Raw genomic sequence first — 13431 nt, forward strand, 5'->3', positions numbered from 1 at the left:
ACGAGAGGCGAAGGAGGACGCGATGCGCATCGGCATGATCGGACTTGGCCGCATGGGGCTGAACATGGCTCGCCGGATGGCGCGCAAGGGACTTTCGGTCGCCGCCTGGAACCGGACGTTTCAGACGGCCAGGGAACTGGCCGATAAGGAGCCAGGGGTGCGGGCTTTTGAGAGCCTGGAGGAACTCTCCCACGCGCTCGAAGCCCCGCGCCTGTTCTGGATGATGCTGCCCGCCGGAGCCGTCGTGGATGAGACGTTGCAGCGGCTCTTGCCCCGGCTCGCGGCCGGGGACGTGGTCGTGGACGGCGGCAACACCCATTTCAAGGACGACGCCCGGCGCGCTGCGCTGCTCGCGTCGATCGGGGCGCATTACGTGGACGTGGGCACGAGCGGCGGCGTGTGGGGGCTTTCGGAAGGCTACTGCCTGATGGTCGGGGGCGAAGAAAAGGCAGTGGCGCTGCTTCGTTCCGCCTTGGACGCCCTGGCTCCCGAGGACGGCCACATGCATTGCGGCCCCACGGGCGCGGGACATTTCGTGAAGATGATCCACAACGGCATCGAATACGGCCTGATGCAGGCCTACGCCGAGGGCTTCGCGCTCTTGGAGCGCTCCCCTTACGGCGAAGGTCTCGATTTCGCCGCGCTCTCCCGGCTGTGGAACAAGGGCAGCGTCATCCGCTCCTGGCTGCTCGAACTGGCCGGGCGCGCCTTTGCCGACGACCCCCGCCTTTCGGCCATCGCCGGGCACGTGGATGATTCGGGCGAGGGCCGTTGGACAGTGCAACAGGCCGTGGAGTCGGGCGTGAGCGCGCCGGTCATCACCCTTGCGCTCATGGAGCGCTTCCGTTCGCGCACGGACGACGCCTTCGCCGACAGGATGCTTGCGGCGCTTCGACGCGAGTTTGGCGGCCACGCCGTGAAGCCGAGCGGGGAGGGCGAGGCATGAACGGCGACGTGCGGGTTGAGACCACGACCTATGAGCATTCCCAGGGCGGCATGTGCGTCTTCGAGCACGCGGACGAGCCTTTGGCCGTGGTCATCTTCGGGGCCACGGGCGATCTGACCTCGCGCAAGCTCTTTCCCGCGCTGTACCGTCTCTTTCGCTACCACGGGCTGCCCGAGAATTTCCTCGTGGTTGGGGCCAGCCGCTCCGATCTCACGCACGAGGCGTTTCGGGAGCGCATGCGCGAGGCCCTGCGCGAGCACGGCGAAAAACACATGGATGGCTGGGACGAGATGGCCCGCCGGGTCTTCTACTGCCCGGTGGCGGATTTCGGCTTGGCCGAGGCCTACGGGCCGCTGGCGGATTTTTTGGACGCCAAGGACCGGGAGCTTTCGCTCGGCGGCAACCGCCTTTTCTATCTGGCCGTGCCGCCAGAGGCTTATGAAGACATCGCACGGGGCCTCGGGGCTTCGGGGCTCTCAAGGGAGACCTTGCCCGGCAGAAGCTTCTCGCGCATCGTCGTGGAGAAACCTTTTGGCAGCGACCTCGAAACGGCCAAGGCGCTCGACGCCACACTGCACGAGTCGTTTCGCGAGCACCAGATATTCCGCATCGATCACTATCTGGCCAAGGAGACCGTGCAAAACGTCATTATGTTGCGTTTCGCCAACTCCATCTTCGAACCGTTGTGGAACAGAAATTACGTGGCCTCGGTGCACATCACGGCCGCCGAGAGCCTGGGCGTGGAGCACCGCGCCGGATACTACGAGAAGGCCGGGGTGCTGCGCGACATGTTCCAGAACCACATGATGCAGCTTCTGGCCCTTTCCGCCATGGAGCCGCCCTCCATTTTCGAGGGCGAGCGCGTGCGCGACGAGAAAACCAAGCTCTACCGGTCGCTCAAGCCCTTTCCCCTGGACCGGCTGGACGACCATCTGGTGCTCGGCCAGTACGGGGCAGGGGAAATTGACGGCAAAAAGGTTGTCGCCTATGTCGATGAGCCGGGTGTGGCCAAGGACTCGCGCATTCCGACCCTGGCCTCGCTCAAGGTCTTCGTGGACAACTGGCGCTGGCAGGGGGTGCCGTTTCATCTCGTTTCGGGCAAACGCCTGCGGGCCAAGCGGACCGAGATCGCCGTGCAGTTCAAGGAAGTGCCGTGCTCCATGTTCCGGCACATCCTGGGCGACCACATCTCGGCCAACCGGCTCGTTCTCGGGATTCAGCCCCGCGAGGAAATCACCCTGAGCTTTCAGACCAAGACGCCCGGCCCCAAGATGTGCCTGCGCACGGTGCGCATGAACTTCGATTACGGGCAGGGCTACACCGGTCCCGCGCTGGACGCCTACGAAAAGGTGCTCATCGACTGCATGTTGGGCGACCACACGCTGTTCTGGAGGCAGGATGGCGTGGAATTGTGCTGGAGTTTTCTGACCCCCATACTGAACGAATGCGAGATGAAGGAGCGCCTGTTCGTTTATCCGGCCGGCTCCGACGGCCCGGAACGGATGGCGCGGCTCCTCGAACGACGGGAGATTCCACGGGCATGAAGCGTCACATCGATTTGTGCGAATCGCGCATGGAGTTCGTTTTTGCGGCCGCCCAGGTGGTGGCCGAGGCGGCGGCCGCAGCCGTGGCCGAGCGCGGCCGGTTCCTCCTGGCCCTTTCGGGCGGCGGCACGCCCTCGCCGCTTTACGACGAGCTTTCGCGCGGCGAGTTCAGGATTCCCTGGGCCTCGACCCACGTCTTTTTCAGCGACGAACGGGCCGTGCCGCCCGAGGACGAGCGCAGCAACTACCGCATGGCCGCAGATATCCTGCTCTCGAAGATTCCCCTGCCCGAGGGCAATGTCCACCGCATCCAGGGCGAACGTGGGGCCGTGGACGCGGCCGACGCGGCCGAACGGGACGTGCGCGGATTCACCGGCGTGGCCGCGCCTCAAATGCCGGTCTTCGATCTCGTGCTTTTGGGCATGGGGGCGGACGGCCACACGGCCTCGCTCTTTCCAGGCTCGGCGGCGCTCTCGGAGACGGATCGCTGCTTCGTGGCCGCGGCCGCGCCCGATCTCGACCCCCGCGTGGAGCGGGTGACCATGACCCTGCCCTGCATCCGGGCCGCGCGGCGCGTGGCCGTGCTCACAGGGGCCAAGGGCAAGCGCGAGGCGCTGGAAGCCGCGCTTGCGGGTTGCGAGGAAGGCGACGAGACCTTGCCCGTGGCGCGCATAAGCGCCAGCGAACACCTCTTCTGGATTATCCGTCCCTGAGGGGAAGACAGCAGGCTCTTCAATCGGCATTTGCGCAGTCCGTTGAAAAAGCGCCAGATGTCTTGTTTTGGGGACGGGCTGCGAGAACCAGTTTCAGAAATAACCCCGTTGCGAGAGCGCGCGAGGGAAGCGAGGGCAAGCCGGGGAGGGAGAAACGCCCGGAGGCGTGGCAGCGCCACGTCGAGGACGTTTTTTTCTTCCCGGTGCCGCCATCGTTTTCCGCAGCCGTTCGCAGCAGGGGAGAGTTTTGAAACTGGTTCTAAGACATTGTGTCGCGTTCGCGCAGGCCGATCAGGAAGAGGATCGAGTCCAGGCCCAGGGTGGAGATGGACTGGCGCGCCCCGGCCTTGACCACCGGCTTGGCGTGGAACGCGATGCCAAGGCCCGCGAGGTTCAGCATGGGCAGGTCGTTCGCGCCGTCGCCCACGGCGATGACCTGTTGCAGGCTGATCTGCTCGCGCTCGGCGATCTCGCGCAATATCTCGGCCTTCCTGGCCGCATCAACCACCTGGCCGACCACCTCGCCCGTGACAGCGCCGTCGCGGACTTCGAGTTCGTTGGCGTAGAGGTAGTCGATGCCCAGGCGTTGCTGCAACTTCCTGCCGAACCAGGAGAAGCCGCCGGAGATGATGGCGATCTTGTAGCCGAAGCGCTTGAGGTTGGTTATCAGTCGCTCCGCGCCCTCGGTCATGGGAATGCGCTCGGCCACGCGGGCCAGGGCCGTTTCGGGCAGTCCCTTGAGCAGCCGCAGGCGGCGGCGGAAGCTCTCCTGGAAGTCTATCTCGCCGCGCATGGCCGCCTCGGTGATGGCCGCGACCTGCTCGCCCACCCCGGCTTCCTTGGCCAGCTCGTCGATGACCTCGGCCTGGATCAGGGTCGAGTCCATGTCGAAGGCCACGAGCCTTCTGTTGCGGCGGAAGACGTTGTCCTCCTGCAGGGCGATGTCCACGCCCATCTCCTGGGCGATGCGCAGGAACTCGCCGCGCAGGGCCTCGGGATCGCGAGGGCGGCCTTGAACGAAGAATTCCACGCAGGCGGGCTTGGCGTCGGCGGCCTGGGTCAGTGGCGCGCGGCCAGAGAGTCTGGTCACGACCTCGATGTTCATGCCGTGCTCGTGCAGGGCCCGGGTCAGCGCGGCCACCTGGCCGGAGGAGATCGACCTGCCGATGAGGGTCACGATGTGGCGTTGCCGCTCTTCCAGCGCCGCCCAGCGGGTGTATTCGTCCTCGGTCACGGGGATGCACTTCAGGTTCATGCCCAACTCGTGGGCCAGGAAGAGCAGATCCTTGACCACGGGCGCGGATTCCGAGCTTTTCGGCACGCGCACCAGGATGCCCAGGGAGAGCATGTCCAGGATGATGGCCTGCCCCATGTCCAGGATTTCGAGGTCGTAGCGTGCCATGCGCTCCGTGAGCGCGGCGGCCAGGCCGGGGCGGTCCTCGCCCGCGACCTGGAAGAGGAGGAGTTCGTTCATCTGTTCTGTGGCTCCTTGCGGCGTGCCGGGGGAATCTTCCACAAATCGCGACCACGGTAAAGGGCAGTCGTGCGCTGTGAGGGAGGTCGATTTCATGGCGCTCATTGCGGCTCGTCCGCGATTGGGCTAGAGTCCGCGCGGATGAACGGGATTATGGATGGAGAACCGCACTTTCGCTCGCTCGTGACGCGCACCCGAAGCTGCCGCCGCTTCCGCCGGGAGCGGAAGGTGCCCTTGCAGACGTTGCGCGATCTCGTTGACCTGGCCAGGCTCGCGGCCTCGGGCGCGAACCTGCAACCCCTCAAGTACGTCATCGTGAACGAGCCCTCGCTGTGCGCCGAGGTCTTCGCGCATCTCGCCTGGGCGGCGTATCTCAAGGACTGGAAAGGGCCTGCCGAGGACGAGCGGCCGTCCGCCTACGTGATCGTGCTGCACGATCGCTTAGTGAGCGCTTCGCCCGGCTGCGACCACGGCTTCGCGGTCCAGAACCTGCTGCTTGGGGCCACGGCGGCGGGCCTTGGCGGTTGCGTGATCGGCTCGGTGCGCGACAAGGTGGGGCTCTCCGGTACGCTTGGCCTGCCCGAAAATTTCGAGATGCTGCTGGTCGTGGCCCTGGGAGAACCGGCGGAAACGATCGTTTTGGAAGAGGCGGCCCATGGCGGGTCGATCAAATACTGGCGCGACGAGGAAGACAGGCACCACGTGCCCAAGCGGCCCCTGGCCGAGGTCCTTGTCGCCGAAAACCCCACGCCCCGAAAATCCGGCGCAACGCCCGGATAGACCCGCGAGGGCATGCAAGGCACGGACACCTGATGGTCAAGAAAAAGAAGAATTCGAGAGGCACGTATCTGGACATCCCCACGCACGAGAAGGCCACGCTCGTGGCCCGGTGGCTCAGCGACAAGAAGGCCGCCGACGTGACGGTCCTGGACGTGGCCGGGGTCTGCCCCATCGCTGAAATGCTCGTCCTGGCAACGGCCACCAGCCCCCGCCACGCCAAGGGTCTGGCCGCCCACGTGCTCGACCAAACGGCCGAGGCGAACATCGAATACCTCGGCATGGAAGGGCAGAAGGAGGGCGCCTGGATACTCGTCGATCTGAACGACGTGCTCGTGCACCTCTTCACCGGGGAGAAACGCGACCTGTACGACCTGGAAGGCTTGTGGGCCGAAGGGCAGAGGGTGGAGTTGCCCGAGGGATTGTGCGGTGAGCGCGACGCATAGGCCCCTCGTCCTCCTCATTCTGGACGGCTGGGGCATCGCGCCCGAAGGGCGGGGCAACGCCGTGGCCTGCGCGGACATGGCGGCCGTGAAGGAGCTTTTCGCCCGCTGGCCGCACACGGAGCTTGCCTGCTCCGGGCTCGACGTGGGCCTGCCGCCCGGCTTCATGGGCAACTCCGAGGTCGGCCACATGAACATCGGCGCGGGCCGCGTGGTCTATCAGGACATGACGCGCATCGACCTAGCCATCGAGGACGGCTCGTTCTACGAGAACCCCGCCTTTCTCGACGCCATAGCTAAGGCCAAGACCTCTGGCGGGCGACTTCACCTGATGGGGCTTCTCTCCGACGGCGGCGTGCACAGCCACGTCGAGCATCTTTTCGCGCTCCTGCGCCTGGCCAAACGCGAAGGCGTCGAGGCTCTGGTTCACTGCTTCATGGACGGCCGCGACACCGCGCCGCGCGCCGGACGCGGCTACATGCAACGGCTTTTGGAGTTCATGGCGCGCGAGGGAGCGGGCAGCGTGGCCTCGGTCTGCGGCCGTTTCTACGCCATGGACCGCGACAAGCGCTTCGAGCGTGTGCAAAAGGCCTACGAAATGCTTGTGCAGGGAGTTGGCGAGCGTGCCCCGGACGCGCTTTCGGCCATCGACCGGGCCTACGCCGCGGACCAGTCGGACGAGTTCATCCCGCCCACGCCCATCGCGGCCGAGGGGCAGAAGCCGCAATGCCTTCGCGACGGCGACGCCCTGATCTTCTTCAACTTCCGGGCGGACCGGGCGCGCGAGATCAGCCAGAGCATCTTCGATCCGAACTTCGAGGGATTTGCGCGCGCAACACGGCCGCTTCTTTCGGCCTTCGCCTCCATGACCCGCTACGAGGCCTCCTTTCCGCTCGCCGTGGCCTTCGGGCCGCAGGACGTGCGCTCGACCCTGGGCGAGGTCGCGGCCGAGGCCGGACTCAGGCAACTGCGCATCGCGGAGACCGAGAAGTACGCCCACGTGACCTTCTTCCTCAACTGCGGCCGCGAGGAGCCCTTTCCCGGCGAGGAGCGCATCCTGGTGCCGAGTCCGCGCGAGGTGGCGACCTACGACCTGAAGCCCGAGATGAGCGCCCCGGAGGTCACGCGGCGGTTGATCGAGGACCTGGACAAGTACGACCTTGTGGTCTGCAACCTGGCCAACCTGGACATGGTGGGCCACACCGGAGTCATGGAGGCGGCCATGGCCGCCTGCCGCGTGGTGGACGGCTGCGTGGACAAGATCGCCCAGGCCGTGCTCGCGCGGGGCGGCTGCCTGCTGCTCACGGCCGACCACGGCAATTCGGAGGAGATGATCGGCCCCGACGGCGGTCCGCAGACCTCACACAGCGTCAATCCCGTGCCCTTCCTGCTGGCAGGGGAGGGATTGACGACGGCGCGCCTGCGCGCGGGCGGACGGCTGGCCGACATCGCGCCCACGGCCCTGGCGATTCTGGGCCTTGCGCAGCCTCAGGCCATGACCGGAACGAGCCTGATCGAAAAGGGAGCAGCATGAGCGAGACGCAAAAGCCCGTCACCCCGGTCAAGCCCACGGGCCTGGAACTGATCTACCTCTACGCCTGCCCCTTCTGCGGCCGGGAGGTGCCGGTCATATCGCCCACGAGCCCGGCCGTGGCCAAATGCGACGCCTGCCGCAAGGGATTTCCCATCGTGCCCGTGGACGAACGCACCGTGCGCTACATAAAGCTCATGCTCCACGGCGGCAGCGCGGGCATTGATCCCGACTTTTTGTAGCCGCGAAGGCGCATTGCCGTGCCAAGCCTCCTGTATCTGACCCAATCGGGCGAGACGCTCCCCTCGGTGCGGTTTCGGGTCGCGCCGTTCGTGGTCAAGGCGCGTGAACGCGGCATCGAGGCCTCGTTCAGGGTCATTCCCAAGGGCGCGCTGGCGCGGATCCCCTTCTTTTTCGGCCTGCCGCGCGCCGACGTGCTGGTGCTGCAGAAAAAGCTGCTCAATCCCTTGGATCTGGCCTTGGCCGCGCGCGTGGGCAGGCGCTTCGTCTATGATTTCGATGACGCGGTCTGGACCTCGCATCCGAACGTCTTGGACCCGGCCCGGCGCGAGCGCGAACGCGCCAAACAGGAGCCGCGCTTTCAGGCCGTGTGCCGCCGCGCCGACCTCGTCATCGCGGGCAATTCGTTCCTGGCCGGACGGGCCAGGGAATTCGCCGCGAAGGTGGAGATACTGCCCACGCCGCTCGACACCGACGTCTACGTTCCCGGCGGACGAGACAGAGCGGGGCTTCCTGTGGTGGGCTGGATGGGCACGGCTTGCAACCAGTTTTTCCTGCCCGAGATTTTCGAGGCGCTTCGTCCTTTGGCGGAGCGCATGCGCCTGCACGTCGTCTCGGACGAGCCGTATGCGGGCGAAGGCGCGGACTTCGAAGCCTGGAGTCCCACGCGCGAGATCGCGCAGCTTCAGGCCATGGACATCGGCCTCATGCCGCTTTCCGACGACGAGTACACACGCGGCAAGTGCGGCTTCAAGCTCTTGCAGTACATGGCCTGCGGTGCGGTGCCCGTGGCCTCGGACGTGGGCTTCAACCGAGAGATCGTGGAGCACGGCCGCACGGGTTTCCTGGTCCGCGAGCCCGGCGAGTGGCGCGAGGCCGTGGCGCTTTTGCTGGACGATCCCGCGCGCCGCGCGGACATGGCGCTGGCCGCGCGCGAGGCGGTCGTGGCCCGTTTTTCCCTGGCCGCCTCGGCCCAAAGACTCTTCACCATCCTTGGATTCACGGAGGCATGAACATGGCGTCTCTCAAGAAAATACTGACTTCGGGCGGTTCGGCGCTCGGTTCCTGGCTGACCCTGCCGAGCCCGGCCATCGCCGAGATCATGGCCCGCGCGGGCTACGACTGGCTGGCCTGCGACCTCGAACACGCCTCGCTTACGCTTTCGGAGTGCGCGGAACTCATGCGCGCCGCGTCCCTGGCCGGGGCCACGCCGTTGGTCCGCCTTTCGGACAACGATCCCATACAGATCAAACGGGTCATGGACGCCGGGGCGCAGGGCATCATCGTGCCCATGGTCTTGAACGCGGAGCAGGCTAGGGCCGCAGTGGCCGCCATGCACTATCCGCCGCGCGGCACGCGGGGCGTGGGCCTTTTCCGCGCCCAGGGCTACGGCGCGAGCTTTCCCGAATACAAGCGCTGGCTGGCCGAGGAATCGGTGTGCATCGTGCAGATCGAGCACATCGAGGCCGTGCGCAATCTCGAATCCATCCTGGCCGTGGACGGCGTGGACGGCTACATTGTGGGACCCTACGACCTCTCGGCCTCGCTCGGCTTCCCCGGCGAGTTCGACCGGCCCGAGGTTCAGGCGGCCCTGGCCGAGATCGAGGCCAAGGGGCCGTTTTCGGGCAAGGCTCCGGGCATCCACGTGGTAGAGCCCGACCCGGAGACGTTCGCCCGCCGTCTGGCCCAGGGCTATCGTTTCGTGGCCTACAGCCTGGACATCCGCATGCTGGACGCGAGTTCGCGCCAGGGTGTGGCGACTTTCAACCAACACATGAAGAAATAGGACACGGGAGCACGCCGCAATGGGCAAGATCGTCGCAGTCATACCGGCCCGCATGGGGTCTTCTCGTTTTCCGGGCAAACCCATGGCCGATATCCACGGCCTGCCCATGGTGGGCCACGTCTATTTCCGCACCCGCATGTGCGAGCTTCTGGACGAGACCGTGGTCGCCACCTGCGACCGCGAGATCGCCGAGTGGGTCGAATCCGTGGGCGGAAAGGCGGTGATGACCCTGGACACGCACGAGCGTTGCACCGACCGCACGGCCGAGTGCATGCAGAAGATCGAGGCGCAGCTCGGCGAGGACGTGGACATCGTGGTCATGGTCCAGGGCGACGAGCCCATGGTCACGCCGGACATGATCCGCGCGGCAGTTTCTCCCATGCTGGACGACCCTTCCTGCGGCGTGGTCAACCTGATGGCCGATCTTTCGAGCGTCGCGGAGTTCGAGGACCCCAACGAGGTCAAGGTCGTCACGGATCTTTCAGGCAACGCGCTCTATTTCTCGCGCGAGCCCATCCCCTCGCGCAAGAAGGGCGTCCTGAACGTGCCCATGCGCAAGCAGGTCTGCATCATCCCCTTCCGCCGCACGGCCCTGATCGAGTTCAACGCCATGCCCGAGACGCCGCTTGAACGCATCGAGTCCGTGGACATGATGCGCCTTTTGGAGAACGGCAAGCCCGTGCGCATGGTGTACACCGCCGTGCGCACCAAGAGCGTTGACACGCCCGCCGATCTCGAACTGGTCAAGGAACTGATGCGCGACGATCCGCTGCGGAAAGACTATCCGTAACCGTTGCGATAAAATCGACGTCCGCTTTCGTGGTCAGGGCGGACATCAATTTGGATATCCCTGGGACTGGAGAAATGTTACCGATTATCATAACCGAAGGCAGCAGCGGCATCCTGGAATTGCGTGGTCTGCGCGGCCGCGAGAAGTACTTCCCGGACAACGATCTGGAAGCCGCCCTCAGCCATCTTTTCGCATTTTACGAACTGCGCGCCACGAATGGCAAGCGGCTGCGAGACAACTATTGGCATTTGGGATTCAACTGGCTTTCCTCTCGCGTCAATTTCCTGTTCTGGCGGTGTATGTTCCGCTTCGTTCAGTATGGACCACTGATCGAGCGCTTGCATAAAAACGGCACCCGGCCGGTGGTCATCAACAAGCTCAATTTTGGCCGCATCTGGGACCTTATGCATCCGCCCTTTGCGCTCCTGAGGAGGCGTAAGCAGGAAGCCTTCGCCGCGCAGGTCGAGGCGCACAACCGCGCCGTGGCCGGGCGCACGCGCGGTGGGCTGCTCTTTTACCGTTACGGTCCCTCCGACTTCCGCACGCGCGAGATGCTGAAAATCTTCGAGGAGAGACAGGTTCCCCTCGTCTTCAATTATTCCCCCAGCGCCAAACTCCTGAAGGAAGCGGACGTCCAGCCGCATCCCGTCTATTTCCTGCACCGGGCAGTGCCGGGCGAGCCGATCTTTCACAACGAATACGACCTCTCCGCCTTTCCTCCCCTGACGCGCGATTTTTATGCCGCCGTCATCCGTTCCATCGAGGAAACCATGTCGTCGGCCGTGCGGGAATTCGAATCGCACAAGCAGCATTTGGCCAGCCTGCGGCCCGATGTCTATTTCGGTATCGACGATGCCAATGAGGTCTACCCCATTCTTTTTGCCTGCAAGGAACTCGGTATTCCGAGCGTTGGCTACCAACTGGGCATGTACGCCCGGCGTCAGGCGGGCTATGTCATGGAAGGCTGGGAGCCGGGCGAGTATCAGTGGTTCGATAACGTCATCGTCTGGGGGGCCTACTGGGAGGCGGCCATCCGCCGTCACAGCCGCGTTTTCCCCGAGGGCTACTTCCTGCAAGGAGCGAACAAGCACAGCTACGGCTATCGTCGTCTGGAATCCCCCCGCTTCTCGCCCCGGAACATTCTCATACCGTACGAATTCTGGGGCAATACGCAGCTCATAGGTCGGTATATCCAAAAGTTGATCGATCTTGGCTACACGGTGTTCTTCAAGTTCAAACCCGATGAGAGGCCCCTTCGCCAACTCGACAGCTATTGCCTTCCGCCGGAATATCGGTCTCGAATTGTCCAGGTATTTGAAATAACTGACGAGTTGATGGCTGAAATCAATGTCGTGGCCGGGGCCATGACCACCTTGCTTTTCGATCTGCTGCCGTACGGCAAGGAAACCTGGGTGTTCGAAACGGAATTCAGGCTGCTGGACGACATGATCAAGGACGGCTTTGCCCGGCGTGTGCGCCTGGACGAATTGGAGGACATCAAGCCGGAGGAGTTGACCGAGCGGAACATGGACTACCGCTACCTGTTCAACGACACCCCATTGACCGAAGTGCTGGAGCGCCACGTCCTTTCTAGGATGCCGAACCGCGTCTGATCGGTGTGGCCTCAGTCCGGTGCGGCGTGCTCGGCTACGAAGGCGGAGAGTCCACGCAGATCCTCGCCCCAGGGCAGGGGAGGCGGGAAGGGGCCGCGGCCGTAGAAGAGCGTGCCCACGCGTCGGGCGGCGTCGAGATCCGTGCCCGAGTCGCCGACCATGAGCGTGCGTTCCGGGGCTACGCCCTCGCAAGCCACGATGGCGGCCAGGAGTTCGGCCTTGGGCGTGGGCGAGCCGTGGATGCCCTTGAAGTGGGACGAAAGGTTCTTCACTTTCAGGATGTACTTTAATTCCTCGTCCGGCGCGCCAGATGCCACGTAGAGGGGCAGCCGTGCGGACCACTCGTTCAGGAAGTCGAGCACGCCGGGCACAAGCGGGCATTCGACCAGGGCGTCGGCCGCCGCCGCGATGAAGCGATCGACCATGTCCGCCATTTCCGCGTCGCTGATTTCGCGCCCGAAGACCTCGCGCCACAGGTGGCGGTACTTTTCGTAGCGACTCACGCCGCCGTGGGCGCGGTGGAAGTCGATGAGCGTCCTCACGGCCTCAGGCCCCAGGTGTCGTGCGCTCTTGGCGAAGGCCTCGGTCTTCAGTTCGACGGTTTCGAGGATCACTCCGTCGCAGTCGAGCACCACGCATTCGATCATGCGGAAACTCCCAGCGCGTCGAGCAGGTTCCGCACCGCGTCGATCTCCATCCGGATGCGGCCTTCGCGCGCGTAGGAGCCGATGTGCGGGGTCAGGATCGCGGTTTCGATCTCGCGAAGCGGCCCGGTGTAGGGTTCCTTCTCGAAGCAGTCGATGGCCGCGCCCGCAAGATGGCCCGAGCGCAGGAGCCCGGCCAGGGCCTCCTCGTCCACGAGCCCGCCGCGCCCGGCGTTGACCAGCCAGGAGCCGGGCCGCATCAGGGAGAGCATGGCGCCGTCCAGGAGATGACAGGCCTCGGCGGTCTTTGAGCAGTGCAGGCTGATTATGTCCGCCCAGGCCAGGAGGTCGGGTAACTCCATGCGCTCGCGGTCTGCCTCGCGCACGAAGGGGTCGGAAAAGGCCACCCGCGCGCCCAGGCGTTCCAGAAGATCGCCCGTGGCCCGGCCGATGCGGCCGTAGCCCACGATGCCCACTTTCTTGCCCTCAAGCAGGCTGCCCATGCGCTTTTTCCACGTTCCGCCGCGCAGTTCCCGGTCCATGCGGCTTATGTTGCGCAGCATGTCCAGGATCAGTCCGGCCACGAGCTCGGCCACGGCGCGCGTGGGACCAAGAGGCGTGTTGCGCACAGCTATGCCCCGGGCGGCGCAGACCTCCTGGTTTACGCTGTCCATACCCACGCCGCAGCGGGATAGGGCCTTGAGTTCCGGGAGCCGGTCGAGCACCTCGGCGTCGTAGGTTTCCGTGCCCGCGACGATGCCCTGGCAGTCCGCGCACAGGGAGATCGTCTCCTCGCGCGTGAGCTTTCGGCCGTGGGGGTTGAGCACGAAGGAAAAGCCCGCCCGCTCGATGAGGGCGAGGGGGTCGCGGTCGAACTGGGCGAAGCTGGACGTGGTGATGGCGATGCGCATGATTGTTCCGTTTGAATGC

Annotated in this window: 14 protein-coding genes; 11 read left to right on the top strand and 3 right to left on the bottom strand. The window is 65.1% G+C overall.

Translation table 11 applies throughout. From position 1 onward, the window contains the following. The first annotated feature begins 22 nt into the window (after positions 1 to 22). Genes gnd through pgl form a run of 3 tightly spaced genes read left to right on the top strand, consistent with a single transcriptional unit; the run spans position 23 to position 3203 of the window. Positions 23 to 946, top strand: a complete 924-nt coding sequence (gene gnd / locus DSAT_RS10995) for a phosphogluconate dehydrogenase (NAD(+)-dependent, decarboxylating) (RefSeq protein WP_020887590.1) — start codon at positions 23 to 25, stop codon at positions 944 to 946. Continuing rightward, positions 943 to 2490 carry a glucose-6-phosphate dehydrogenase gene (gene zwf / locus DSAT_RS11000; RefSeq protein ID WP_020887591.1) on the top strand — a complete coding sequence of 516 codons (1548 nt, stop codon included), beginning with the start codon at positions 943 to 945 and terminating at the stop codon, positions 2488 to 2490. The genes gnd and zwf overlap by 4 nt, the downstream gene beginning before the upstream one ends. Beyond that, positions 2487 to 3203 carry a 6-phosphogluconolactonase gene (gene pgl / locus DSAT_RS11005; RefSeq protein WP_020887592.1) on the top strand — a complete coding sequence of 239 codons (717 nt, stop codon included), beginning with the start codon at positions 2487 to 2489 and terminating at the stop codon, positions 3201 to 3203. The genes zwf and pgl overlap by 4 nt, the downstream gene beginning before the upstream one ends. 259 nt (positions 3204 to 3462) lie before the next feature. On the opposite strand, the gene serB is transcribed toward pgl, so the two are convergent. After that, entirely contained in the window at positions 3463 to 4677 is a 1215-nt protein-coding gene (gene serB / locus DSAT_RS11010) for a phosphoserine phosphatase SerB (protein WP_020887593.1), read from the bottom strand. 153 nt (positions 4678 to 4830) lie between these two features. Between serB and DSAT_RS11015 the strand changes: the two genes are divergently transcribed. Genes DSAT_RS11015 through DSAT_RS11050 form a run of 8 tightly spaced genes read left to right on the top strand, consistent with a single transcriptional unit; the run spans position 4831 to position 11857 of the window. Next, complete coding sequence (locus tag DSAT_RS11015) at positions 4831 to 5457, top strand: nitroreductase family protein (protein ID WP_040371174.1); 627 nt, start codon at positions 4831 to 4833, stop codon at positions 5455 to 5457. Positions 5458 to 5489: 32 nt separating this feature from the next. Next, positions 5490 to 5900, top strand: coding sequence for a ribosome silencing factor (rsfS, locus tag DSAT_RS11020; protein ID WP_020887595.1), 411 nt, complete (start codon positions 5490 to 5492; stop codon positions 5898 to 5900). Beyond that, on the top strand, positions 5884 to 7431 hold the full coding sequence (gene gpmI, locus DSAT_RS11025; RefSeq protein ID WP_020887596.1) for a 2,3-bisphosphoglycerate-independent phosphoglycerate mutase: 1548 nt from the start codon (positions 5884 to 5886) through the stop codon (positions 7429 to 7431). Before rsfS ends, gpmI begins: the two co-directional genes overlap by 17 nt. Beyond that, the gene (locus tag DSAT_RS11030; RefSeq protein ID WP_020887597.1) at positions 7428 to 7670 is read left to right on the top strand and encodes a hypothetical protein; all 243 of its coding nucleotides are present in this window, start codon (positions 7428 to 7430) and stop codon (positions 7668 to 7670) included. Before gpmI ends, DSAT_RS11030 begins: the two co-directional genes overlap by 4 nt. An 18-nt stretch (positions 7671 to 7688) precedes the next feature. Then, positions 7689 to 8681 carry a glycosyltransferase family 4 protein gene (locus DSAT_RS11035; RefSeq protein WP_020887598.1) on the top strand — a complete coding sequence of 331 codons (993 nt, stop codon included), beginning with the start codon at positions 7689 to 7691 and terminating at the stop codon, positions 8679 to 8681. Positions 8682 to 8683: 2 nt separating this feature from the next. Then, positions 8684 to 9454 (top strand): HpcH/HpaI aldolase family protein, encoded by a 771-nt coding sequence (locus tag DSAT_RS11040; RefSeq protein ID WP_020887599.1) that lies wholly within the window; start codon positions 8684 to 8686, stop codon positions 9452 to 9454. 19 nt (positions 9455 to 9473) lie between these two features. After that, complete coding sequence (locus DSAT_RS11045) at positions 9474 to 10244, top strand: 3-deoxy-manno-octulosonate cytidylyltransferase (RefSeq protein ID WP_020887600.1); 771 nt, start codon at positions 9474 to 9476, stop codon at positions 10242 to 10244. Between the two features lie 29 nt (positions 10245 to 10273). After that, positions 10274 to 11857 carry a hypothetical protein gene (locus DSAT_RS11050; RefSeq protein WP_235695948.1) on the top strand — a complete coding sequence of 528 codons (1584 nt, stop codon included), beginning with the start codon at positions 10274 to 10276 and terminating at the stop codon, positions 11855 to 11857. An 11-nt stretch (positions 11858 to 11868) separates the two neighbouring features. On the opposite strand, the gene DSAT_RS11055 is transcribed toward DSAT_RS11050, so the two are convergent. After that, positions 11869 to 12504 carry an HAD family hydrolase gene (locus DSAT_RS11055; protein WP_020887602.1) on the bottom strand — a complete coding sequence of 212 codons (636 nt, stop codon included), beginning with the start codon at positions 12502 to 12504 and terminating at the stop codon, positions 11869 to 11871. Further along, on the bottom strand, positions 12501 to 13412 hold the full coding sequence (locus DSAT_RS11060; RefSeq protein WP_020887603.1) for a phosphoglycerate dehydrogenase: 912 nt from the start codon (positions 13410 to 13412) through the stop codon (positions 12501 to 12503). Before DSAT_RS11060 ends, DSAT_RS11055 begins: the two co-directional genes overlap by 4 nt. Between the last annotated feature and the right edge of the window lie 19 nt (positions 13413 to 13431).

The sequence above is a fragment of the Alkalidesulfovibrio alkalitolerans DSM 16529 genome (assembly GCF_000422245.1).
GTDB lineage: Bacteria > Desulfobacterota > Desulfovibrionia > Desulfovibrionales > Desulfovibrionaceae > Alkalidesulfovibrio > Alkalidesulfovibrio alkalitolerans.